The sequence below is a fragment of the Nonomuraea sp. NPDC050783 genome (assembly GCF_040802095.1).
Taxonomy (GTDB): Bacteria; Actinomycetota; Actinomycetes; order Streptosporangiales; family Streptosporangiaceae; genus Nonomuraea.
Genome location: NZ_JBFAHK010000005.1, coordinates 476,328 through 499,267, shown reverse-complemented (window position 1 = coordinate 499,267; position 22,940 = coordinate 476,328). Strand labels below are relative to the sequence as shown.

Annotated in this window: 24 protein-coding genes and 1 pseudogene; 13 read left to right on the top strand and 12 right to left on the bottom strand. The window is 73.5% G+C overall.

Translation table 11 applies throughout. The features are described from left to right. The first annotated feature begins 288 nt into the window (after window positions 1-288). Window positions 289-2,562 (top strand): polysaccharide lyase 8 family protein, encoded by a 2,274-nt coding sequence (locus AB0H75_RS16920; RefSeq protein ID WP_367796921.1) that lies wholly within the window; start codon window positions 289-291, stop codon window positions 2,560-2,562. Between the two features lie 131 nt (window positions 2,563-2,693). After that, window positions 2,694-3,737 carry an endo-1,4-beta-xylanase gene (locus AB0H75_RS16915; protein ID WP_367796919.1) on the top strand — a complete coding sequence of 348 codons (1,044 nt, stop codon included), beginning with the start codon at window positions 2,694-2,696 and terminating at the stop codon, window positions 3,735-3,737. 4 nt (window positions 3,738-3,741) lie between these two features. On the opposite strand, the gene AB0H75_RS16910 is transcribed toward AB0H75_RS16915, so the two are convergent. After that, the gene (locus AB0H75_RS16910; RefSeq protein WP_367796918.1) at window positions 3,742-4,560 is read right to left on the bottom strand and encodes a patatin-like phospholipase family protein; all 819 of its coding nucleotides are present in this window, start codon (window positions 4,558-4,560) and stop codon (window positions 3,742-3,744) included. 100 nt (window positions 4,561-4,660) lie between these two features. On the opposite strand from AB0H75_RS16910, the gene AB0H75_RS16905 reads away from it, so the two are divergent. Further along, on the top strand, window positions 4,661-5,122 hold the full coding sequence (locus tag AB0H75_RS16905) for a VOC family protein (protein WP_367796916.1): 462 nt from the start codon (window positions 4,661-4,663) through the stop codon (window positions 5,120-5,122). A 10-nt stretch (window positions 5,123-5,132) separates the two neighbouring features. Here AB0H75_RS16905 and eno read toward each other — a convergent pair whose 3' ends face one another. The 3 genes and pseudogenes from eno to AB0H75_RS16890 form a co-directional block, all read right to left on the bottom strand. Continuing rightward, window positions 5,133-6,407, bottom strand: coding sequence for a phosphopyruvate hydratase (gene eno, locus AB0H75_RS16900; protein ID WP_367796914.1), 1,275 nt, complete (start codon window positions 6,405-6,407; stop codon window positions 5,133-5,135). Between the two features lie 69 nt (window positions 6,408-6,476). Further along, window positions 6,477-6,695, bottom strand: coding sequence for a hypothetical protein (locus AB0H75_RS16895; protein WP_367797151.1), 219 nt, complete (start codon window positions 6,693-6,695; stop codon window positions 6,477-6,479). A gap of 154 nt (window positions 6,696-6,849) precedes the next feature. Then, window positions 6,850-7,086, bottom strand: a pseudogene (locus AB0H75_RS16890) (winged helix-turn-helix domain-containing protein); the annotation flags it as partial. Window positions 7,087-7,227: 141 nt separating this feature from the next. On the opposite strand from AB0H75_RS16890, the gene AB0H75_RS16885 reads away from it, so the two are divergent. After that, a complete protein-coding gene (locus tag AB0H75_RS16885; protein ID WP_367796912.1) occupies window positions 7,228-8,571 on the top strand; it encodes an FAD-binding oxidoreductase in 1,344 nt (447 codons plus the stop codon). A 3-nt stretch (window positions 8,572-8,574) separates the two neighbouring features. On the opposite strand, the gene AB0H75_RS16880 is transcribed toward AB0H75_RS16885, so the two are convergent. Genes AB0H75_RS16880 through AB0H75_RS16870 form a run of 3 tightly spaced genes read right to left on the bottom strand, consistent with a single transcriptional unit; the run spans window position 8,575 to window position 11,029 of the window. Then, on the bottom strand, window positions 8,575-9,237 hold the full coding sequence (locus AB0H75_RS16880; RefSeq protein ID WP_367796910.1) for a response regulator: 663 nt from the start codon (window positions 9,235-9,237) through the stop codon (window positions 8,575-8,577). Continuing rightward, complete coding sequence (locus AB0H75_RS16875) at window positions 9,234-10,409, bottom strand: sensor histidine kinase (protein WP_367796908.1); 1,176 nt, start codon at window positions 10,407-10,409, stop codon at window positions 9,234-9,236. The genes AB0H75_RS16880 and AB0H75_RS16875 overlap by 4 nt, the downstream gene beginning before the upstream one ends. Before the next feature lie 23 nt (window positions 10,410-10,432). Next, window positions 10,433-11,029, bottom strand: a complete 597-nt coding sequence (locus AB0H75_RS16870) for a hypothetical protein (protein WP_367796906.1) — start codon at window positions 11,027-11,029, stop codon at window positions 10,433-10,435. A gap of 353 nt (window positions 11,030-11,382) precedes the next feature. On the opposite strand from AB0H75_RS16870, the gene AB0H75_RS16865 reads away from it, so the two are divergent. Both AB0H75_RS16865 and AB0H75_RS16860 read left to right on the top strand, forming a co-directional pair. Continuing rightward, the gene (locus AB0H75_RS16865; RefSeq protein ID WP_367796904.1) at window positions 11,383-12,633 is read left to right on the top strand and encodes a sensor histidine kinase; all 1,251 of its coding nucleotides are present in this window, start codon (window positions 11,383-11,385) and stop codon (window positions 12,631-12,633) included. Next, a complete protein-coding gene (locus tag AB0H75_RS16860) occupies window positions 12,630-14,594 on the top strand; it encodes a sensor histidine kinase (protein WP_367796902.1) in 1,965 nt (654 codons plus the stop codon). Before AB0H75_RS16865 ends, AB0H75_RS16860 begins: the two co-directional genes overlap by 4 nt. Window positions 14,595-14,606: 12 nt before the next feature. Here the strand turns inward: AB0H75_RS16860 and AB0H75_RS16855 are convergent, their stop codons facing one another. Together AB0H75_RS16855 and AB0H75_RS16850 are read right to left on the bottom strand one after the other, a co-directional pair. After that, window positions 14,607-15,029, bottom strand: a complete 423-nt coding sequence (locus tag AB0H75_RS16855; RefSeq protein WP_367796900.1) for a nuclear transport factor 2 family protein — start codon at window positions 15,027-15,029, stop codon at window positions 14,607-14,609. Between the two features lie 72 nt (window positions 15,030-15,101). Further along, window positions 15,102-15,548, bottom strand: a complete 447-nt coding sequence (locus AB0H75_RS16850) for an SgcJ/EcaC family oxidoreductase (protein ID WP_367796898.1) — start codon at window positions 15,546-15,548, stop codon at window positions 15,102-15,104. A 361-nt stretch (window positions 15,549-15,909) separates the two neighbouring features. Here AB0H75_RS16850 and AB0H75_RS16845 point away from each other — a divergent pair, with 361 nt between their 5' ends. From AB0H75_RS16845 to AB0H75_RS16835, 3 genes are all read left to right on the top strand, one after another. Continuing rightward, complete coding sequence (locus AB0H75_RS16845) at window positions 15,910-16,329, top strand: DoxX family protein (protein WP_367796896.1); 420 nt, start codon at window positions 15,910-15,912, stop codon at window positions 16,327-16,329. A 47-nt stretch (window positions 16,330-16,376) separates the two neighbouring features. After that, the gene (locus AB0H75_RS16840) at window positions 16,377-17,063 is read left to right on the top strand and encodes a chemotaxis protein CheB (protein WP_367796895.1); all 687 of its coding nucleotides are present in this window, start codon (window positions 16,377-16,379) and stop codon (window positions 17,061-17,063) included. Between the two features lie 95 nt (window positions 17,064-17,158). Next, entirely contained in the window at window positions 17,159-17,836 is a 678-nt protein-coding gene (locus AB0H75_RS16835) for a Crp/Fnr family transcriptional regulator (protein ID WP_367796893.1), read from the top strand. A 53-nt stretch (window positions 17,837-17,889) separates the two neighbouring features. On the opposite strand, the gene AB0H75_RS16830 is transcribed toward AB0H75_RS16835, so the two are convergent. After that, entirely contained in the window at window positions 17,890-18,363 is a 474-nt protein-coding gene (locus tag AB0H75_RS16830; protein WP_367796891.1) for a hypothetical protein, read from the bottom strand. Window positions 18,364-18,417: 54 nt separating this feature from the next. On the opposite strand from AB0H75_RS16830, the gene AB0H75_RS16825 reads away from it, so the two are divergent. Together AB0H75_RS16825 and AB0H75_RS16820 are read left to right on the top strand one after the other, a co-directional pair. Beyond that, window positions 18,418-19,551: an MOSC domain-containing protein gene (locus AB0H75_RS16825; protein WP_367796889.1), complete on the top strand. Its 1,134-nt coding sequence runs from the start codon at window positions 18,418-18,420 to the stop codon at window positions 19,549-19,551. A gap of 35 nt (window positions 19,552-19,586) precedes the next feature. Next, window positions 19,587-19,925 (top strand): dihydrofolate reductase family protein, encoded by a 339-nt coding sequence (locus AB0H75_RS16820; RefSeq protein ID WP_367796887.1) that lies wholly within the window; start codon window positions 19,587-19,589, stop codon window positions 19,923-19,925. Between the two features lie 8 nt (window positions 19,926-19,933). Here the strand turns inward: AB0H75_RS16820 and AB0H75_RS16815 are convergent, their stop codons facing one another. Further along, window positions 19,934-20,389 carry a hypothetical protein gene (locus AB0H75_RS16815; RefSeq protein WP_367796885.1) on the bottom strand — a complete coding sequence of 152 codons (456 nt, stop codon included), beginning with the start codon at window positions 20,387-20,389 and terminating at the stop codon, window positions 19,934-19,936. Window positions 20,390-20,713: 324 nt separating this feature from the next. Here AB0H75_RS16815 and AB0H75_RS16810 point away from each other — a divergent pair, with 324 nt between their 5' ends. Then, a complete protein-coding gene (locus AB0H75_RS16810; protein WP_367796883.1) occupies window positions 20,714-20,893 on the top strand; it encodes a hypothetical protein in 180 nt (59 codons plus the stop codon). Between the two features lie 159 nt (window positions 20,894-21,052). Here the strand turns inward: AB0H75_RS16810 and AB0H75_RS16805 are convergent, their stop codons facing one another. Further along, the gene (locus AB0H75_RS16805; RefSeq protein WP_367796881.1) at window positions 21,053-21,328 is read right to left on the bottom strand and encodes a hypothetical protein; all 276 of its coding nucleotides are present in this window, start codon (window positions 21,326-21,328) and stop codon (window positions 21,053-21,055) included. Window positions 21,329-21,502: 174 nt separating this feature from the next. Here AB0H75_RS16805 and AB0H75_RS16800 point away from each other — a divergent pair, with 174 nt between their 5' ends. After that, a complete protein-coding gene (locus AB0H75_RS16800; protein ID WP_367796879.1) occupies window positions 21,503-22,222 on the top strand; it encodes a helix-turn-helix domain-containing protein in 720 nt (239 codons plus the stop codon). Window positions 22,223-22,940 lie beyond the last annotated feature (718 nt).

Below are 22,940 nucleotides of genomic sequence, written 5' to 3'. Positions count from 1 at the left end.
GGGGGGTCGGGGGTTTCTGTGTCCTGGAGGGTCTGTGGCCGCACGCCCTCCGCTGTCTTCGGTCTGGGGGTTTGCGGGGTCGGGGGTTTCTGTGTCCTGGAGGGTCTGTGGCCGCACGCCCTCCGCTGTCTTCGGTCTGGGGGTTTGCGGGGTCGGGGGTTTCTGTGTCCCGGAGGGCCCGTGGCCGCACGACCCGCGCCGCCTCCGGCCCGCGGGGTTTTTGGGGTGGAGAGGTGTGCGGGATCGGGGGGTTTCTTCGGTGGGGTGGGGGATGTCGATAATCGGAGGGTGCGGCGGCGGGGGTTCTTACGGGCCGGCGGGGTGGCGGTGGCCGGGCTGGCCGGGGCGCTGGCGCCGGCCGGGGTGGCGCGCACGCCCGACGACTCCTTCGTCCGCTTACGCCGCCGCTGGCGGGAGCTGGCCGCCGGCTCCGGCTACGACCCGGCGGCCGAGCCGTACCGGACCGCCCTGGCCGCCCTGGGCCGCGCCGCCGCCCGCCACCGGGCCGCGATGGCCCCCACCCCGGCCCGCCTCTGGCCCGACCAGCCCTTCCCGTCCCTCTCCGGGACGCCGCGCCGCCTGCGGGCGATGGCCACCGCGTACGCGCTCCCCGGCACCGGCCTGACCGGCGACCCCGCCCTGGGGGAGGCGGTGGCCGCCGGGATCGACCACTACCGCCGGCACGTGTACGCGGTCGGCGCCGACCCGGCGGGCAACTGGTGGCCCTGGCAGATCGGCGTGCCGAAGGCGCTGCTCGACGCCGCCGTGCTCGTCGGGCCGCACCTCGGCGACGGCCGCGCCCGGCGTCTGGCCGGGGCCGTGGACCACTTCGTCCCCGAGCGCCGCCTCGGCTCCTACAGCGGCACCAGCACCGCCGCCAACCGCGTGGACCTGTGCCTGGTGACGCTGCTGCGGGCCATGCTCGACGCCGACCACGGCAGGGCGGACCTCGCGGTCGCCGCGCTCTCGCCGGTCTTCCGCCACGTCGGCGAGGGCGACGGCTTCTACCGGGACGGCTCGTTCATCCAGCACGCGCACGTCCCCTACCAGGGCGGCTACGGCGTGACGCTGCTGTCGGGCCTGGCCACGCTCTTCGCGCTGCTGCGCGGCTCGCCGTGGGAGGTCACGCATCCGCTGGTGTTCGAGGCGGTGGAGCGGTCGTTCGCGCCGTTCGTCCGCGACGGGGCCTGCATGGACCTGGTACGCGGGCGCGGAGTGGGCCGCCGCCCCTTCGGCGACCACGAGCGGGGCCACGAGATCGCCGCCGCGATCCTGCTGCTCGGCGAGGTGGCGCCGGCGGCCGACCGGGCCCGCTGGCACGCGCTGGTCAAGGGCTGGGAGACCCGCAACGAGCACCGGCCGCTGCTGGAGCACGCCGAGCCGGCCACCCGCGCCCGGCTGGCGGCGGTCATGACCGACCCGTCGGTGCCCGCCGCGCCCGAGCCGGTCGGGCACCGGCTGCTGCCGATGAGCGCGCGGGCCGTGCACCGGCGGCCGGGCTGGTGCGTCGCGCTCAGCATGGCCTCGTACCGGATCGCGCACTACGAGCACGGCAACGGCGAGAACCCGCGCGGCTGGCACACCGGCTCCGGGATGCTCTACTGGTGGGCCGACGGCCACGGCGACCAGTACTCCGACTCCTTCTGGCCCACCGTGGACCCCTACCGCCTGCCCGGCACCACCGTCTCGGCCCGGCGGCTGTCGGACGGCGCGGGCGGGGCGTGGGGCGAGGCGTGCCCGCCGTGGCGGTGGGTGGGCGGGGCGACGGACGGCACGTACGCGGCCGTCGGCCAGCACCTCAGCGGGCTGGAGAGCACGATGGAGGCGTTCAAGTCGTGGTTCTTCCTCGACGACGCCGTGGTCTGCCTGGGCGCGGGCATCACCGGCCGGGACGGCGCGCGGGTCGAGACGATCGTCGACAACCGCAGGACGGCCGCCCCGCTCGCCACCGGCGAGGGCTGGGCGCACCTGGAGGGCCACGGCGGCTACCTGGTGCCGGGCCAGGCCCTGCGCACGCTGCGCGAACACCGCGCGGGCGGCGGCGCGGGCGGTGACGTGGCCCGCGACGCGACCCATGACGCGACCCGCGGTGTGGCCCGTGACTACGTGACGCTCTGGCTGGACCACGGCCCCGACCCCACCGCGGCCGGTTACCTCTACGTGCTGCTCCCCGGCGCGACGCGGGAGGCGACCCTGGCCCGCGCCGCCGACCCCGCCTGGCTGCGGGTGCTCGCCAACACCGCCGACGGGCAGGCCGTCCACGTGCCCGCCCTGGGCGTCACGGCGGCGAGCTTCTGGACCGCCGGGGCCGCGGGCGGGCTGACCGCCTCCGCGCCGTGCGCGGTCCTGGCCCGCGAGCACGGTGACGGCACGGCCACGCTGACGGTGTCCGACCCCCGGTGCGACCTGGACGAGCTGGCCGTCACCTGGGACCGCCCGATCGCCGGTCCGGCCGGCGGGCCGCCAGGCCGGGACGTCCTCGTGACCGGCTCCACCGTGACCTTCCGCGGGCTGTCCGGCGCGGAGGGGGCCTCGGTCGCGGTCGCCCTGAGGCTCGCCTGAGGTTCGCCTGAGGTTCGGCTGATCCTCGGGAGGGCCCTTGACGGCTCCGTCCGCAGCCCATAGGTTCCGGGCCACGGCGACGAAACATATCGTCACATCGCCGAAAGTTTCGGGAGACTCGGAGGTCACCGGTGAAGCCCCTGATCATCGCGATGGCGCTCGTCCTCGCCGCCCCGCTGCCCGCCAACGCCCAGACCCACCCGCGCACCCCGCGCGACCTGCGCCAGCTCGCCCAGCAGAACGGCATCAGGATCGGTAGCGCCGTGGACCTGACCGCCCTGCGCGAGGAGGCCGACTACCGCAAGGTGCTGAACCGCGAGTTCTCCCACGTCACGGGCGAGAACGCGATGAAGTGGGAGTCCGTCGAGCCCGAGCGCGGCACGTACACCTGGGAGGACGCGGACGCGCTGGTCGCCAACGCCCGCCGCCACGACCAGAAGGTACGCGGCCACACCCTGGTCTGGCACAACCAGCTCCCGGCCTGGCTCACCACCGGCGTCGAGCAGGGCACCATCGACGACGCCCAGCTCAGGGACATCCTGCGCGACCACATCACCACCGAGGTACGCCGCTACCGCGGGAAGATCCGCGCCTGGGACGTCGTCAACGAGATCGTGGACGACGACGGCGCCATGCGGCAGAGCATCTGGCTCACCCACCTGGGCCCGGGCTACGTCGCCGACGCCTTCCGCTGGGCCCACCGCGCCGACCCGCACGCCAAGCTCTACCTCAACGACTACAACCTGGAGTGGAACTCCGCCAAGATCGAGACCACGTACAACCTGATCAAGGACCTCAAGGCGCAGGGCGTGCCGATCCACGGCATCGGCTTCCAGGGCCACCTCGGCATCCAGTACGACTACCCGGCCGACTGGGCGAACGTCATGCGCCGCTTCGCCGACCTCGGCCTGGAGGTCGCCGTCACGGAGCTGGACGTGCGCATGGTGCTGCCGGTGACCCCCGAGAAGCTGGCCACCCAGGCCGACTACTACCGGCGGGCACTCACCGACTGCCTCAGCGTGAGCGCCTGCCGCGAGTTCACCGTGTGGGGCTTCACCGACCGGCACTCGTGGGTGCCGGGCTGGTTCGACGGCGAGGGCGCGGCCTGCCTCCTCGACGAGAACCTGGCGCCCAAGCCCGCCTACCAGGCCCTGCTGGCGGTGAGGAGGAGCTAGCGGCTCACTTCCAGAGCGCGGCCACCTTGTCCGCCACCGCCCGGCCCTGGGCGTAGCCGGCCCGCGCGCTCGGCGTACGGGACTCGGGGGAGAGGGGGTCGGCCCCGAACGCGGCCAGCGAGGCCTCGTCGGGGCCGATGACCTCGACCGTCCCGCCGAGCGCGCTCCAGGACGGCCGGCCCAGGTCGGGCATCGGCGCGATCACCAGCACCGGGTCGAACCCCTCCGCGAGGTCGGCGTTGGTGCTCGACCGCACCCCGCCGTCCATGTACGGCACCCCGCCGATGCGCACGCACGGCCACACGCCCGGCACCGCGCAGCTCGCCGCCACCGCGTCCACCAGCCCGACGCCCGACCCCGGCGTGAACAGCCGAGGCTCGCCGGTGCGCGCGTCCACCGCCGTGATCACCAGGTCGCGCTCCGGCCACTCGTGGACCGGCAGCCGGGCCTCGATGACCGCCCGCCGCTCGGCCTCGGTGACCGTGGCGGCCGCCAGCGCCAGCTCGCCGACCCTGCGCCGCTGCTCGGCCGGGTCGGGCGAGCTCTCGTAGGCGGCCTGCAACCGGGCCCACAGCTCCGCCATGTCCACGCCGCTCGCCAGCTCCGGCGTCTGCCGCGCCGGGTCGGTCTGCCGGGCCAGCAGGTCGGCGAGCGGCAGGCCGCTGGTGACCTGGGCGGCCACCGCCGAGCCCGCCGAGGTGCCCACAACGCGGTCGGCGTCCGTCACGTCCACGCCGGAGTCGGCCAGCGCGGCCAGCACGCCGGTCGTCCACGCGATCCCGGCGACCCCGCCGCCGCCCAGCACCAGTGCTTTCCTGCCCATCACGAACCCCCAGAAAAAAATCCGGCCGCCGTGTCGATCCGGCCGGAGCCCGTTCGACGCGTTGACGACGAAAGCATCCAGGCTAGTGAAAGGGCCGGAAATGCAGAAGATCACCACGTTCCTGTGGTTCGACCACGAGGCCGAGCAGGCCGCCGCCTTCTACACCTCGCTGTTCGCCGGCTCGCGCATCGTGCGCGTCCAGCGCCAGGGCGGGGAGGGCGCGGTGATGACGGTCGAGTTCGAGCTGGCCGGGCAGCGCTTCCTCGCGCTGAACGGCGGCCCCCACTTCACCTTCAACGAGGCGGTCTCGCTGTACGTGGACTGCGAGTCGCAGGAGGAGGTGGACGAGCTGTGGGGCAAGCTCACCGCGGACGGCGGCGAGGAGTCGCGGTGCGGCTGGCTCAAGGACCGGTGGGGCCTGTCCTGGCAGATCGTCCCGCGCCGCCTGCCCGAGCTGCTGAACGACCCCGACCCGGACCGGGCGCGGCGCGCGACGGAGGCGATGATGGGCATGCAGAAGATCGACCTCGCCGCGATGGAGAAGGCCGCCGCCGGGGGATGAGCGGCCGCCCTCACGGACCGGCCAGCCCGTACGGCAGGTCGGGCCGCTGCGAGGCGATGTGCAGCAGCCGGTTGTACTTGATCACGCGCTCGCCGCGCGCCGGGGCGCCGGACTTGAACTGCCCGCAGCCGGAGGCCACCGCCAGCTCGGCGATGAAGTCGTCCACGGTCTCGCCGGAGCGGTGCGAGACCATCCGGGCGTACCCGTGCTTGCGGCACAGGTCCATCGCCTGCAACGTCTCGCTGACGGTGCCGACCTGGTTGACCTTGATGAGGGCGGCGTTGGCGATGTTGCCGGCGATGCCGCGCTCGATGACGGCCGGGTTGGTGACGAACACGTCGTCGCCGACGAGCTGCATCCGCTCGCCGAGCCGGTCCGTGAGCTGCCGCCAGCCGTCCTCGTCGTCCTCGGCCAGGCCGTCCTCGACGCTCCAGATCGGGAAGTCGGCGGCGAGCTGCGCGTACAGCTCGATCAGCTCCAGGCTGGACAACCGCTCGCCGGCCACCTGGTAAGCGCCGTCGGCACGGCGGAACCGGGTGGCGGCCGGGTCCAGCGCGATGGCCACCTGGTCGCGGGCGGCGGTGTAGCCGGCGCCGTCGATGGCGTCCATCAGCGCCGACAGCACCTCGCGGGGGCGGGTGAAGTCGGGCGAGAAGCCGCCGTCGTCGCCCTGCCCGGTCGGCCGTCCGGCCGCGGCCAGGTGCCCGCGCAGCACGGCGTAGATCTCCACCCCCGCGCGCACGGCCTCCGCGACGGACGGCGCTCCGATCGGAGCGATCATGAACTCCTGGAAGTCGAGCTGGTTGGCGGCGTGCAGGCCGCCGCTGACCATGTTGAAGTGCGGCACCGGCAGCCGGGGCCGCACCGTGGACGGGCTCAGGAACTCCCACAGCTGCTGGCCGTGGGCGGCGGCGACGGCCCGCGCGACGGCCATCGACAGGCCCGCGGTGACGTTGCCGCCGAGCCTGCTCTTGTCGGGGGTGCCGTCCAGCTCGATCAGCGCCTGGTCGACGTCGGCCAGGGAGTACCAGGGCCGGCCTTTCAGCCGGTGGAAGATCGACCCGGTGATGAGGGCCACCGCCCGTGTCACGCCGGCACCGCCGTACTTGCCGGCGTCGCCGTCACGCAGCTCCACCGCCTCCCTGGCGCCGGTCGAGGCGCCGGACGGCACCCCGGCCCAGCCGGTCGCGCCGCCTGCCAGGGTGAGGGTGACCGACAGGGTGGGGCGGCCGCGGGAGTCCAGGATCTGCATGGCGCCCAGGTCGATGATGTGGAACGCGCACACGACTCCTCCAGGTGGGTGGGTCACCTCCTCCTCACGGTGTCATGACCGTCGGCCCGCACATAGGGCAGATCAAGGTGACCCCTGAGTCTCCTCGAGCAACTTCTCCGACTGCCGCGCCCAATGGCCCAGGCCGAGCCGCCGGTGGACGTCCAGCGCCCGGCGGGCGATCATCTCGCGCACGCTCTGCGGCACGCCCAGGGCGGCGGCGTCCAGCCGGTGCTCGCTGCCCGGCAGCCGGACCAGCTCGCCCAGGTAGAACGGGTTGCCGCCGGTCCGCTCGTGCAGCACCTCGGCTAGCGACGGGTCGGTGGGCGCGCGGGCCGTCGAGGTAGGCGGAGACGTCCTGCGGGGTGAAGGGCGGCAGGTCCATGCGCTCGGAGCCGCGCTCGCGGGCCAGCGCGCCGGGCTCGCGGGTGAGCAGCACCGCGGGCGGCGTGCGCGGCGGCCGGTCGGGCTCCAGGGTCTTGCGGAGCCGGGCGATGTACACCTGGCGCGAGGCGGTCGCGCTGGCCTGCGGCTCGCCTGACCACACCTTGTCGATCAGCCGGTCCAGCGGGACCACCCGCCCGGCCTCGACGGCGAGCAGGGCCAGCACCACTCGTTGCTTGCGGGTCCGGATCTCGACGGGACGCCCGTGCGCGTCGATGACTTCCAACGGGCCGAGCAACCGCACATCCATGGGCGCCTCAGAGCAGAAGAACGTCCGGCGGTAACGTACGGCCTCCGCACCAAGTCCGGCACAAGCCACATCCAGCTCGATGTTTAGAGCCGTCACCCATGCTTGGCGGCCGAGAGACAACGTTCCCGCAGGGGGGTTCACATGACCATCGACAAGAAGGCGCTGAAGGGCCGGGTGCTGTCGCCCGGCGACGACGGCTTCGAGCAGGCCGCGCTGCCCTGGAACCGGGCCGTCCGGCAGCGGGTCGCCGCCGTGGTGGAGGCCGAGGACGCCGCCGACGTGGCGGCCGTGGTACGCCGGGCCGCCGCGGCCGGGCTCCGGGTGACCACGCAGCCGAGCGGCCACGGCGCCGCCACCGGCCTCGACGGTGAGGTCCTGCTGCGTACGTCCCGGATGCGCGCCGTGGAGGTCCGCCCGGCGGAGCGGGTGGCCAGGGTGGAGGCCGGCGCCTCCTGGGGCGAGCTGCTGGCGGCGGCCGCCAAGCACGGCCTCACCGGCCTGGCGGGCAGCTCGCCGATCGTCAGCGTGACCGGCTACAGCCTGGGCGGCGGGCTGAGCTGGTTCGGCCGGGCATGGGGGCTGGGGGGCAACGCCGTGCGCGCGCTGGAGGTGGTGGACGCCGAGGGCGTCGCGTCCCGGGTCACCGCGGACTCCGACCCGGAGCTGTTCTGGGCGCTGCGCGGCGGCGGCGGCGACTTCGCCGTGGTGACCGCGCTGGAGCTGGAGCTGTTCCCCGCCCCCCGCCTGTACGGCGGCCGCGTGATGTGGCCCGCCGCCCGCGCCGCCGAGGTCATGGCCGCCTTCCGCGAGATCACGGCGACCGCGCCCGAGGAGCTGACGGTGTGGTTCACGCTCGTGCAGTTCCCGCCGTTCCCCGAGGTGCCCGAGCCGCTGCGCGGGCTGGCGGCCGTCGTGGTGGACGCCACCTTCCTCGGCGCGGCCGACGCGGGCCGGGTCCTGCTGCGCCCGCTGGAGTCCGTGCCCGGCGCGCTCCTGGACACCCGGGACGAGCTGCCGGTCGCCGAGGTGGGCGGCATCTGCGCCGAGCCGACCGAGCCCATGCCCGCCCTGCTGCGCGGCGAGCTGCTGACCGACCTCGGCGACGACGCCGTGTCGGCCCTGCTGGAGGCGGCGGCCGAGGGCATCGCCCCGCTGGCCACGGTCCAGGTGCGGCACCTGGGCGGCGCGCTGGCCCGGCCCCGCCAGGACGCCGGCGCCTGCGGCCACCTCGCGGAGCCGTACCTGCTGAGCATGATCGGCGCCGCTCCGGCGCCGGAGGTGGCGACGGCGGTGACGGCCCGGCAGGACACGATCGCCGCGGCGTTGGCGGCGCACACCAGCGGGCTCAAGCCGTTCACGTTCCTGGCGGACGGGGAGAGCGCGGCGGCGGCGTTCCCCGCGGACACGCTGGCCCGGCTGCGCGAGATCAAGCGCCGCCGCGACCCGCGCGGGATCCTCCGCTCCAACTACCCGGTGCTGGGCTGAGGCTCAGCGCGGGTCGCCGGGGACGGTCAGGCCGCTCTCGTAGGCGGCGATCACCGCCTGCACCCGGTCGCGCAGGCCCAGCTTGGTCAGCACGTTGCTGACGTGCGTCTTCACCGTGTGCTCGCTGACCACCATGACCTGCGCGATCTCCGCGTTGGACAGGCCGCGCGCGATCATCCGCAGCGTCTCCCGCTCGCGCGCGGTCAGCCCCTCCAGCCGCCCGGACGACACCGGCGCGGCGGCGGCCGGCGCGGTGAACCGCGCGATCAGCTTCGTGGTGATCGCGGGCGCGAGCAGCGACTGCCCGGCGGCGACCACCCGCACGGCGTGGACGAGGTCGTCGCGGCGCACGTCCTTCAGCAGGAAGCCGCTCGCGCCCGCCCGCAGCGCGTCGTAGACGTAGTCGTCCAGGTCGAACGTGGTCAGCATGATCACCCGGCACGCGCTGTCCGCGCACACCAGCCGGGCCGCCTCGATGCCGTCCATGACCGGCATGCGGATGTCGAGCAGCAGCACGTCCGGGCGGTGCTCGCGCACGGCGGCGACCGCCTGCGCCCCGTCGCCCGCCTCGGCGACGACCTCGATGTCGGGCTGGGCGTCCAGGATCATGGCGAACCCGGCCCGCACCAGCTCCTGGTCGTCGGCGACCACCACGCGCACGCTCACTGGTGCACCGCCTCCCGCGCGCGCAGCGGCAGCCGGACCAGGACCCGGAACCCCGCCCCGCCCGGCAGCGGCCCGGCGTCGGCGCTGCCGCCGCACGCGGCGGCCCGCTCGCGGATGCCGATCAGGCCGTTGCCGCCGGAGGGGAGCGCCGCTCCCCGGCCGCGGCCGTCGTCGGTGACGTCGATCATCAAGGTGTCGTCCTGCCAGGTGAGGGTGAGGCCGGCGCGCCTCGCGCCGGCGTGCTTGAGGATGTTGGTGAAGGCTTCCTGCACGATCCGGTACGCCGCCACCTCCACGTCGGGCGGCAGGCGGCGCGGCCGGCCGGTCACCGTCGTGGCGACCTCGACCCCGGCGGCCTCCAGCCGGCCGGCCAGGGCGGGCAGCGCGGCGATGGTGGGCTGCGGCGCGCGCGGCCCCTCCTCCTCCTTCAGCACGTCGAGCAGGCGGCGGAGCTGGTCCATGGCGTCCCGGCCGGCGGAGGCGATCGCGTCGAAGGCCGCCACCGCGCGGGCCGGGTTCGCGGCGACCGCGACCGGCCCGGCCTCGGCCTGCACCACCATGAGGCTGACGGCGTGGGCCAGGATGTCGTGCATGTCGCGGGCGATCCTGGCGCGCTCGCGCTCGGCGGCCCGCTCGGCGGCGGCCTGCCGCTCGCGGTCGAGCTGGGCGGCGCGTTCCTCCAGCGTGGCCGCGTGGGCGCGGGCGGTGGCGGCGGCCCGGCCGACGGCGTAGGCGGTGACGAAGAGCACCACGCCGCGCAGCGCGGTCTCGGACGAGCCGACGAGCAACAGGCCGCCGCCGACCGCCAGGAGGAGCAGCGTCACCCGTAGCCATCGGGTGCAGGAGACGGCCACGGTGTAGGTGGCCACCAGGCCGGCGTACCAGATGGGCTGGGAGGCCACCTCGTCCACGAGGTCGTAGAGCGAGGTGGCCAGCAGCGTGGCCACCAGGACCGCGGCGGGGGCGCGCCGCCGCCACACCAGCGGCAGCACGGCGAGCGTGACGACCGCGTAGCCCCACCAGTGCCAGGGGCCGCCGTAGGGGCTGGGCCGGCTGAGCAGCGGCCAGAGCTGCACGATCCAGACCAGCGCCGCCAGCCCCGCGTCCACCCAGATCGGGGGCAGCGCGTTCACCCATCGGCGGAGCGGGACGACGAACCGTATCTCGGACACGGCATCCCATCCTGCCGCCCGCGTCATGCGAGCGCGTGGGCGGGCCGCCGCACGGGCTCGGCGGCGGCGGAGGCGGCGCGGGCCAGCGGCACGAACGACACCAGCAGGCAGAGCGCGCCGAGCGGGATGAGGTCCTTGTCCACGAACGGCAGCGCCAGGTCCGTCAGCACCAGCGCGGGCGTCCACGCCTTGACGACGCGGCGCGCGGCCAGCTCCCCGACCAGGGCGAGCTGCCCGGCGTAGAACAGGAACGGCAGGCCGTCGTAGACCGCGAGCGACACGCCCGGCACGGCCCGCACCTGGTCGAACAGCACGCCCATGGCCGCGTGGTCGGCCGACAGGAACCCGGCCACGAGGTCGATCCCGAACTGGCCCAGCAGCGCGGCGACCCCCACCGTGCCGGCCGTGGCGCTGACGGTCGCGAGCGCGCCGCCCCCGGCCATCCGCCGCATCCGCCAGAAGATCGGGACGAACAGGATGAGCGCCGCCATGAAGGCGAGATGGCCGGTGGTCCAGGCGAGGCCCGGGCCCCGGCTGCCGTCCAGCCCGTCGAGGATGCGGATCACACCGTAGGAGAGGACGAGCAGGGGAGCGGCGAGTAAGGCGGTACGCAGGTTCATGACGGACATCGTGCTGCGCGGACCGGCCGGCGGGCATCGCCGGTGAGAGCGATCCGTGGCCTCCCTCGTACGGGCGAATCGGCCTTTCCATCACGGAAAGAACCTTGCCGCGATGGCTCCTCCCGTGAGGCGCGGAATCCCTCCCCGGCAAGGAGCATCCCGTGGAGATCCGGCGCCCCCGCGCGCCTGGGCCGAGCTGCGCGCCTTCTTCGGCGAGCTGAAGCAGGGGAGATTTTCCCGCGGTGAGCGCCGATTACGGCCGTCCGCAACCGGCACGCAAGGGGCTACCGCGAGCATGCCGCCATGCAGGCCGACGACGTGGTGAAATGCGCCACTTATGATGTGCGCGACATATGAACGTCAAGCTCGTGCTGCTCAGAGTGGCGGGACCGCTGCTCGTCCGGGTGGCGGTCCTGTCCGGCGTGCGCCGCCGCCGCCTCGCGCTCGTCCTGGCCAACCGCGCCCTGGTCCACCTGGCGCTCACCGCCGTCGTCGGCGCCGCCTACTTCGGCATCATCGCCCTCGGCCGGCCCCTCACCTCCTCGTCCGACCTGGTGGCGGCGCTGGTGGCGGGCGTGCTGTTCCACCCGGTACGGGTACGCCTCCAGGGCGCGGCCGACCGGCTGTTCGGCATGGAGCACGATCCGTACCGGCTGGCCGACCGGGTCAACCGGCGCGTCCAGGAGGCCCCCGGGCCCGCCGAGGCGCTGGCCTCCGCCGCCGCCGCGGTCCGCCGGGCGCTGCGGGCGCCGGGCGTCGCGGTCGAGGTGGTGCTGCCCGGCGGCCGCTCGCGCACGGTCGCCGACGGCGAGCTGGGCGACAGCCCGGCGGTCGTGCGGCTGGAGTGGCAGGGCAGGTCGATGGGCTGGCTCATGGTGGCGGGCGAGCCGCGCGACCCGGCGCTGCTGGACATGCTGGCCCGCCAGCTCGCCGAGGTCGCCCACGCCGTACGCCTCAGCGCCGACCTGCGGCGCTCCCGCGAACGCATGCTGCTCACCCGCGAGGAGGAGCGGCACAAGCTGCGCCGCGACCTGTACGACGGCCTCGGCCCCACCCTGGCCGAGCTGGCGCTGAGCGTGGACGAGGCGCGGCTCAGCCTGGCCGGCGCCCCCGAGGAGGTCGGGCCGCTGCTGACCCGGATCCGCCGGCAGACCACCGAGGCTGTGGTGAACGTGCGCGAGCTGGTGTACGGGCTGCGCCCGCCCGCCCTCGACGGCACGGACCTGGGCGAGCTGGGCCTGGAGGGCGCCCTGCGCACGCTGGCCGACGTCCCCGGGCCGCGCGTGGCCGTCGCCGTGTCCGGCTCGCTCGCCGACCTGCCCGCGGCCGTGGAGGTGGCCGCGTACCGGATCGCCCACGAGGCGGTGGTCAACGTGCGCCGGCACGCCCGCGCCACCACCGCGCTCATCCGCGTGGAGCGGCGGCCCGGCGGGCTCCGCCTGTCCGTGGCCGACGACGGCATCGGCCTGCCCGAGCAGCGCCGCCAGGGCGCCGCCCGGATGCGCCGGCGCGCCGAGGAGCTGGGCGGCTCCTGCGAGCACGCCGCCCGTCCCGGCGGCGGCACCGAGGTCCTCGTGAACCTGCCGTTGAGGGAGGGCGCATGAGCGAGGGCACGCGCCGGCGCCGGATCCTGCTGGCCGTCGTGTGGACGCTGGCGGTGGCCGCGCCCGTGGCCTCGCTCGTCACCGGCTGGCTGGGGAGCCGGCTCGACTCCTGGAACGAGATCGAGAGCAGCCCCGACCCGGTGGGGCTGCTGTTCCCGGCCGCCGGCGCCTTCCTGATCACGCACCGGCCGCGGTTGTTGTTCCCCTGGCTGCTCTGGGGGACGGGCGTGCTCTGGTCGTGCTACCTGCTGATGTTCGCCGTGACGGCCTGGACCTACACCTACGACCCGAGCCCGCTGACGCCGTACCTCGCCTGGCCGTCCCTGTGGGTGTGGTTGTGGGTGGTGCCGACGTTCTCCGGCATCATGCCGCTGCTCTTCCCCGACGGCCGGCTGCCGTCGAAGCGGTGGCGGCCGGTGCTGTACGGCCACCTCGTCCTCATGACCGGCCACTCGCTGCTGCTCGGCCTCACCCCCGACCCCGAGTTCGAGCTGGGGCTGCCGATCGAGAACCCGTTCGGCGTGCCGGCGCTCGGGAGGATCCCCGAGATCGCCGAGGAGTGGATCGGCATCCCCATCGTCGTGCTCAGCCTGCTGAGCGTGGCGTCCCTGGGCTTCCGGTACCGGGCCGCCACGCCCGAGGTGCGCCGGCAGATCGCCTGGTACCTCTGGGCGATGGTGATCTTCACGGGTTACTGGGCGGGCAGTCAGGGCTCGCACGACCCGGTGGTGATCGGCGTGCGCATCTTCCTGACGGCCGGGATCCCCCTCGCCGTCGTGGCCTCGGTGCTGCGCCACCAGCTCTACGGCATCCGCCTCATCCTCGACCGCACGCTCGTCTACGGCACGCTCGCCGTCGTCGCGGGGCTCACCTACTCGGCGCTCATCTGGGCGGCCAACAGCGTCGCCGGCGACTACGGAGCCGTCGCCGGCCTGGCCGCCGCCCTCGCCACGGGCGCGGTCTTCCATCCCGTCCGGCTGCGCCTGCAACGGTCGGTGGACCGGCTCTTCAACGTCGAGCGCGATCCGTACCGGGCGGCCGACCTGCTCAGCCGCGCCGTGCAGCGGGCCGACGACCCCGCCGCCGCGCTGGCCGAGGCGCTGTCCATCGTGCGCTCCTCGCTGGGCGCCAGGGGCGCGGTGGTGGAGGTGGCCGGCGAGCCCGCGGTGTCGTTCGCGGACGGCGAGCCGGGCGCCCGGCCGCGCGCGGTCGAGCTCGTCTGGCTCGGTGAGCGTACCGGCCGCCTGCTGCTGACCGGCGCCCGCCAGAGCCGGCAGCAGCTCGCCGTCATGGCCAAGCACCTGGCCGAGCTGGCGCACGCCGTACGTCTCAGCACCGACCTGCGCGACTCGCGCGAGCGCATCACCGCCACCCGCGACGAGGAGCGCCGCCGCCTCGGCCGCGAGCTCCACGACGGCCTCGGACCCACCCTGACCAGCGTCACCATGACCCTGGACGAGGCCCGCCGCCGCCTGGAACGCGACCCGGGCTCGGTGGAGGAGCTGCTGGTACGGGTCCGCGAGGAGATGACCGCCACGCTGGAGTCCGTCCGCGAGCTGGTGGACGGCCTGCGCCCGCCGGCCCTGGAGGAGCTGGGCCTGCCCGGCGCGCTGCGCGACTTCGCCCGCGCCACCCCCGGCCCCCGCGTGGACATCCGCGCGGACGATCCGCTCGGCGGCCTGCCCGCCGGCGTGGAGACCGCCGCCTACCGCATCGTCCAGGAGGCCCTCACCAACGCCCGCCGCCACGCCCACGCGACCCGCGTGCGGGTCACGCTGTCGCGCGCGGACGGGGCGCTGCGGGTGACGGTCGCCGACGACGGCGTGGGCCTGCCGGAGGAGCCGTCCCCGGGCGTGGGCCTGACCTCGATGCGCGAGCGCGCGGCCGAGATCGGCGGCACCTGCGTGATCGCTCCCCGCCCCGGTGGCGGCACCGAGGTCACGGCGGTCCTGCCGCTCTGACCCGCGGGCCGGTCACGGGCGGGCGCCGAGGGCGCGGGCGACCGTGAGGCTGTCCTCGTAGATGTGGTAGCGGGTGACGAGCCCGTTCTCGACGGTGAGGTGCAGCGCGAACGGCGAGGTGTAGGCGGTGCCGCCCGCCCGCACGGTCTGCGCGATCTCGCCGAGCACGACGGCGTCCGCCCCGTCGACGAGGACGCGCGTCACCGAGGTGCCGTTCAGCTCGGGCACGTGGTGGGCCTCCAGCGACCGGAAGTGGTCCGCCACGTCGTCGCGGCTGGAGCGCGGCCGGATCCACGGCACCGCGGGATGCCCTTCGGCGGGCCAGCTCAGCCGCCAGTCCACCGGCTCGGCGAACAGCTCCGCGGTGTGGCGATGGTCGCCCTTCGCCATCCTGCGCAGCAGTTCCTCGACGACGTCACGGGTGCTCTCGCTCATGCCGCCGACTCTGCCGCCTGCCGGTGCCGCCCGTCGATTACTCCTGAGGTAAGCGGGAGCCGTCGGTGGCCGTCAGCCGGCGGCGGGCCTGGTGGCGGGCTGGAACCTGAAGGAGACGGCCTCCATGAGCGCCCGGTGCTTGGTCTTCTGGACGGCGGCGATGCGCCACCGGCCGTCGGCGTCGCGGACGAGGGTGTAGGTGGCGAGCTTGCCGAGCTTCTTGGGCGTGCCCTTGGCGACCTCGCCGCGCGTGAGCACGACGGCCGTGTCGGTGCCGTAGCGGCGGACGTCGAGGATCTCCATGACCAGCCGGGTGCCCTTGAGGAAGCTGTCGAACAGGGCCTGGTGGGCCCGGCCGATCTCGGCGCCGCCGCGGTAGACGGTGCCGGCGAAGGTGACGTCGGTGGCGTCGTCGGTGAAGCAGGCGCCGTAGGCGGCGCCGTCACCGCGGTCCCAGGCGTCCTGGCTGCTCCGGAGGACGGCGTGGATGGCGGTGAGGTCGGTGGTGCTGGTGGTCATGGTGCGCCCTTCCCAAGGTTACTTCTCACAGGAAGACGGTTCCTGGGAGATTTATCTTCTCAAAGGAAGAGACTAGGCAGCACGGGGTCGGGTGTCAACCGCGCCCGGGCGTGCGGGCGGGATGGTGAAATTTTCAATGACCCGAAAGCTTGCGGCCGGGACGTCCGGCCACGTGGCCGCGCCTCTCCGGCATCCGGGGCCCGGTTCCTCCGCTGACCCGGAGTTGACAGGTGGGTGTGGAATTCTTGAATCTCTGTGGGAGCGCTCCCAAGTCTTTTTCTTCGCCATTCTGGACAAGAGTCCCAACATGACCATCAATGCCAGCTTTCCGGCCAGGGAACCCGACAGAAAGGATGCCGTCGTGGAGGCGTTGGACAAATATCAGGGACATTTCCTGGCCTTGTACCGGCTCGTGATAGGGCTGCTGTTCGCCTGCCACGGCGCGGCGACCCTCTTCAACGTGCTGGGCGGCCCCCAGGGCCAGGCGCCGAGCTTCGGGCAGTGGCCCGGCTGGTGGGCGGCGGTCATCGAGCTGGTCGCCGGCGGCCTCGTCGTCCTCGGCGTGGCCACCCGCGCCGCCGCCGTCATCTGCTCGGGCACGATGGCCTACGCCTATTTCGTCGTCCACCAGCCCCAGGCGCTGTTCCCGATCGAGAACGGCGGCGAGAAGGCCGCGCTCTTCTGCTGGGGTTTCCTGCTCATCGCCGTCCTCGGGCCCGGCCGCTGGACGCTGCCCGCGCTGCGGACGTCCCCGGCGTCCCTCGCCCACGACGGCAGCTGACGGCCGACGGTGTTCGTCTGTACGGTGGCGTACCTTAGAGTGGAACTGTGTCCGCTACCGTACAGAATCCGGGGGCTGGCGGGTCCGCGTTCGACCTGGTGTGCCTGACCGCTTCGCTCGGCGGGGTGCGCGCCTACGCCGAGTTGCTGGCGCGGCTGCCGCAGGAGTTCCCCGCCCCAGTGGTGCTGGTCCAGCACCGCTCGGCCGGCCGGACGGACCAGCTGACCGCGGTGCTGCAGCGGCACTGCGCGCTGCCGGTGGTCACGCTGGCCGCCGGGCGCCCCCTGGAGGCCGGGACGGTCCACGTGGTCCCGGCCGAGCGGCGGGCCGTCTTCACCTCGGAAGGGCCGGTCGAGCTGCGCCCGGCCGACGGCTACCGGGCCGGTGACGGCGTGTTCACCTCGGCCGCGCGCGTCTACGGGCCGCGGCTGATCGCCGCGGTCCTGACCGGGCGGCTCGACGACGGCGCGGCCGGAGTGCGCCACGTCAAGGGCGCGGGCGGCCGCGTGCTGGCCCAGGACGAAGCCAGTTGCGCCCCGCTGGGCTTCCAGATGCCCGCCGCGGCGATCGCCACCGGCTGCGTGGACTTCGTGCTGCCCCTGGACGTCCTGGCTGACGCGATCGTCGCGCTGGTCATGAACCCGGGGGCAGCGGGCATGATGAGGGTGGCGCTGCCGCCGTGGGCCCGGGCGGTCAACCCGGCCGCCACGCCGGACCCGGTCGTCCTTCTCTAGCGGCCGCGTCCCTGAGAGCATGGCCGGCGAGAAGGGCGGTGGCAGGCATAGGAGTTGACCCGCGGGCGGCCATGAGCGGAAACCGCATTCTGGCCATGCTCCCGCCACCCGACCAGGAGCGGCTGAGCAGGCACCTGCGGCCGTGCGAGCTGCCGGTGGGGCAGGTGCTGTACAAGCCGGGCGGCACGATCGAGCATGTCTACTTCCCGACGATCGGGGTGGTCTCGCTGCTGGCCGAGCTCGCGTCCGGCCAGCAGGTGGAGGTGGCCACCGTCGGCGACGAGGGCATGGTCGGCCTGCCGATCTTCCTCGGTGCCGGCCCACCCACCGAGCGCGCCGCCGTGCAGATCTCCGGCGCCGCCCTGACGATGACCGCCGAGCAGTTCCGGCACGACGTGGCGGTGCTCGACGGCAGCTTGCAGGGCGCGATGCAGCGCTACACCCAGGCCACCTTCACCCAGCTCGCCCGCAACGCCGCCTGCAACCGCGGCCACGCCATCCGCCAGCGCTGCGCCCGCTGGCTGCTCATGACGGCCGACCGCATGCACTCCGACTTCTTCGAGCTCACCCAGGAGTTCATGGCCCAGATGCTCGGCGTGCGCCGTGCCACCGTCAGCGAGGTCGCCGCCGCCCTGGCCGCCGACGGCTGCATCGCCTACCGGCGCGGCACCATCACCATCACCGACCGGGCCAGGCTGCGGTCCCAGGCGTGCGAGTGCTACGAGGTCGTCCGCGACGCCTTCACCCGCGCCTACCAGTCCGCACTTCCCTGACCGTTCCGGCCGCTGATCCCGCCGGCCCGGTGATCCCGCCGGCCCGGTCCGGGTCAGGCCAGGGCGGGCGCGTGGGCGGCGGCGGGCCGGCCGGCGGCGGTCCCGGCCAGGCGGCGCGCGGCGTACTGCGCCAGCCGGCCGTGCGCGACCACGACGGCACCGAACCCGACGACCAGGATCGTGACGAGCGTCATGCGCGAGTCGGGCGCGAGGACGATGGCCGCGCCCTCCGCCAGGCCGGTGGACGCCACGCCGAACCCGGTGACGGCCGCGGTCACCCACCGCCCCGCCGCCCGCGCCGCCACCGGGGCGGCCCCGGTCAGCGCCGCCGGCACGGCCAGCACGGTGAACACCAGCAGGACCCCCAGGGTGCCGCCGAGCGTGAAGGTGCTCTCCTCGGCCGCCGCGACCGTGGCCAGGCTCATCAGCAGCCGCGCCGCCCCGCCGCCCACGATCCCCGCCACGACGGCTCCTCCGGCCGCCGCCACCAGCAACCGGACCGCACGCCGGCCCGTGATCCTCGCCATATAACCCCTCCCATGACCTGAAAGGGTTGTAGCGGTACGAATCCCCTCAAAGCAATGCCGGAAATGCAATGCAATGAGGCTGTTATTGATGGTTCGTCGGAATGGGCAACCCCCAGCCCCCGGAGAGCGGTCGGCCGCGACCGACCACCCGGACAGCTCACGAACATCCGGCGGCTCCATGAACCTTTCAGCCCGCCGCCCGGACACCCCCCGCCGCACCCCTCCACCTCCGGCGGCACCATCACGGGAAACCCCAGCTCATCCCGCCCACGACGGACGACAGCCCGGCGGGCGGCCTCCGGGCACCGGAACGGGACGGTCACCGGCCCACTCCGGAGAGGGCTCTCTCGGGCGTACGGTCTAGGGGTGGAGCTAGCCGAGATAAGGAAATATCCGGTTAAGTCGGTCTCGGGACACGCAGTGGACTCGGCGGTCATGGAGCCCTGGGGGCTGGCGGAGGACCGCCGCTGGGCCGTCGTGAACGACCAGGGAGACGTCCACTGGCTCGGGGAGAACCCCCGCCTGCTGTCCGTCGTCGCCACCGTCACGGACGAGGGCGGCCTGCTGATCAACGCCCCGGGAATGCCCCCGCTGAAGGTCCAGCCGGCGACGGGAGAGCGCGTTCCGATCACTTTCGCCGAAGTGGACGACGTGGTGCTCGCGAACCCCGAAGCGCACGCCTGGTTCACCCGCCTGCTCGGCAAACCGGCCCGCCTGGTCTGGCTCGACGACCCCAACCGCTGCGCCGTCCCGGCCTCCCACGGCGGCCTGCCCGGCGACGTCGTCAGCCTCGCCGGGGACGCCCCCGTCCTGCTCACCTCCCGCTCCTCGCTGCGCCGCCTGGACCAATGGATCCTCGACGGCGCCACGGAACGCCGGGAGGACCCGCCCGCCCCGCTGGACATGGCCAGGTTCCGTCCCAGCCTCGTGATCGACGGCGCGCCCCCGTACGCCGAGGACGGCTGGCGCGAGATCCGCATCGGCCCGATCACCTTCCGCGTCTCGGAGCTCTGCGACCGCTGCGCCGTCACCACCTACGACCCGGTCACCTTCCAGAAGGGCAAGGAGCCCCTGCGCACCCTCGCCCGCCACCGCCGCTGGAACGGCAGGACCTGGTTCGGCGTCCGCCTGATCCCCCGGTCCCGCGGCGAACTCCACCTCGGCGACCCCCTCACCGTCCTGTCCTGAACCCGGACGGAACCCAGGCGTGACGAGTTCCGGCCGTGGTGGTGTCGTCCACGCTGGAGGAACCTCTCGACTGGCCGGACGCGACCGTCGCGCGCGGCGACGCCGTGGACGTCGTCGCCCGGCTCAAGGAGGAGTCCGGGCTACCGCTGCGCTCGCACGGCAGCCTGTCGATGAACCGGGCCCTGATGGCCGCCGGCCTGGTCGACCGCGTCCAGGTGACCCTCGTCCCCGTGATCACCGGACGGACCGGCCTGGAACCGATCTTCCACGGCGCGGCCGACTTCGACCTCGAACTCCTCGAAAGCCGCACCCTCGACGGCGACATCCAGGAGCTCACCTACCGCCCCACCCCGAAGGTAGGACTCCGCCGGTGACATGAGTGTCAGGAAGATCGCCACGAGCGTCCCGTGGGGGAGCAACCACCCGGCGTGGGCTCGGCCATCAGCTGGTGGACGACACTGCCCAGCAGGGCCACACCGACCAGCGCGCCCGACCTCCACCGTGCTCTTTCGCTCCGCCCGTACAGGGCTCCGTCCTCCGGCGACGGGTGCTCGGTGAAGAACGCGTCGACCTGCGTGCCGATCTGCTCGATCTCTTCGCCGGACAGCCGGCCACCGGCGCGGACGTCCAACCCCGGCCAGTACCCGCTCGCGGAAACCGAGGTAGTCCCTGAGGGTGTGAAGGCCGCCACCGGGCCGAAGCCGGCCGGCAGGCGGGTGCCGAGGGACGTGACGGCATCCCCGGCCCGGCCCCCCGCCACAGGTGTGACCTCGACGAAACTGTCGTAGAGCTTGCGCCGCAGAGCTGACAGCCGGTGGGAGCGGAGCTTGAGCCGCACCTGCGCCCTCCGGTCCCGCAGCCGCCGGCCGGCCCGCCGCGAACTGCAGCACCTTGCCGATCCAGCCCCAGACGAGAACCGGCATGTCGCCAAACAGCGGCAGCGCGTCAACCGGTTCGCCGGCAAGCCACAGCCCCCACAGATGACGCGCCGGCACCATCACCATGACCACGCCGGCGACGGCTGAGGCGAGGACGATTCCGTTGAACACGCGCCCGCGCGGAGGGGACGGCCCCCGGCAATCTTCAGCCGTGTCGGCGCCTCCTGTCCATCACCGGGTGCTGGTGTAGCGGCACGGCTCTGGGGGCGATGAACCCGGCGCACGTGGACAGGCCGCAGGGGCTCACGGCGTTGTACGGCGCCGTCGCGCGGATGGGCGAGGAGGAGGTGGTCCGCCTCGTTCAGCTCGCCTGGCCCACGGCGGGGAGCCGCGCACGGGAGACCTTGGCGACCCTCCTGAGGCACCGCGGCCTCGACCGCCGCATCCCCGCCGAGCCCACGTGAACCGCGGGGCGTGAGAGGCGGACGACAGCCGTTCCGTTCCGCCTGCCGAGGGCCGGCGTCCGCGCTCTCCGCCCGGCTTCCCCTTTCACCGTGCTCGCCACGCTGCCGGGTCACTACCGATCTTCAAGCGAGGCGGGCTGATCGGCCGGACCCGGCGGCCTAACAGAGGAACGTCTTGTCACAGAACCACGCGCGCAGGAATGCCTTCACAGCCGGGGTGATGTGGCCGTGCTGGAGCTCGCGGGCGACCCGTTTGGGCCACCACTTGTAACACCGCACCGCCAGGCAGGCCCGGATCGCCACGGTGAGCCAGGCCGAGGAGGCCGTCGTGGCCTGCTGATAGGAGATCGCCTGCTCGGTACGGCGGAATTCGGCGGCGTTCGTGGCGGTGGGCGTCGATGCGAGAAGGGCTGCCAGAATGAAGGCGGTCGCCATCTGCCTGATCCATCGGAGCGACATGGGGAGTTTCCTTCCTGTTGATTTCACCCGCGTTGGGCGAAGACCTTCGGAAGGATGACATCTGACCTATCCGCGCAGCAGAGCCGGCGGGAAGGGGGAATTCCCGATGGGCTCTGACCTGCGCTTTCCGACCGAAACGGGAAGAACGGGATGAGCAAGGAATCGCATTCGGTCACCCCGCTGGCCGGCCTGATCAGAGAGCTGGCACAACGGACAGGAAAGTCCACTCAGGAAGCTCAAGCGACAAATCTCGGCATATCGGACACCGCCTTGTCGAATTATCTTTCAGGCGCTCAAGTGCCCCGGGAGAAAACCTTCCTGAATATGCTGACGAACGTCGGTGTGCCAAAGGAGGAGCACCCAAAATACTTGGCGACCTTGGCCGGGCACCGGAGGACCAGGAACACGGGGATGCCGGACGAGACCGGTCAATCCTCTCCATCCTCCCAGCCGCCCTCAGGGAGCGCTCCTACCTCATGGAACAGGCCCTGGACGTGGACATACGCGGCCGTCGCCGCCGCGGCGGCTTCGGCGCTGATCTCTCTCAATGTGCCGAGGTCGTCGTCGGCGCCGTCGCCTCAGGCGCAGGCCGTACTGAACGTGACCACCACCCTGCGATGCGGCCTGGTGAAGTCGCCGTCCTCTCCGGTCTATGCCGAGGTCGGGAACGCCACGCCGGTCAAGTTCAAGAGCTCCGGCGATCGGGTGCGGCTCGTCGCGGCCGATCCCCGGACCGGCTCCGACGGGACCGTGTACCAGGCGGTGGCGCTGCCAGACCCGCACGACAGCCCGACCGGCATCGGCTGGATGCCGGGCAAGGACCTCGAACCCGACCCGCGGCAGTGCGTGGAACTCGGGGAGCGCCCCTGACTGCCGCGTGCGTGGCAGCCACCTGCCTGGTGCCGGCCGCAAGGTGGGACCGGCCGCGTCCTTCACCGCCTCCGGTGTCACCCAGGGCGGCGAGCGGGCCAGCGGCCACGCATGGGCCGAGCGAACAAGGGAGAAGTACGCGCCGGTGAGCGCCGGCTCGTACGTCGCCCGGGCCTCGTTGTCGTGGGTGCACGACCACGATGACGGAGACGACAAGGTCGCGAGCAACGGCCAGGTGGATCCGGCCCGTCCGGGCGCCGGCGGTTACCGCCGCCAGGTCACCAACAGACTGTGCATCGACCCTCGGCGACCAGCACCCCAGCGACAAGCTCAGCCGTCCTCGGCGCGACGGCAAGGACGGTATCCCCGAGGAGAGGGCTTGATCTGAACCTGCCCAATAACCTCCGTTCCGGGCACGGCACCCGCGCTCCCGCTGACCACGAGGACGACTGGGAACGCATCAGTGTCCAACTCGACGAGGCGAACCACGCCACGCCGTCGCCCTGGCAGGACGGGGGAAAGCATGCGGGGCATCCGCTGGCGTACAGCACGCTGCTGAGCGCTCATGCGACCTCCCCCCGGCTGGGGGCGTACGAGATCGCGGGGTCTCGCAGTTGACCGTACCGGCCGCGACGCCGGCCGGGCGACCTGCGGGAACCTGACGAAGGCGCGCGACCATGGCCGGTTCGGGCTCGGCGGCGCATGGGGCGAGGCAGGC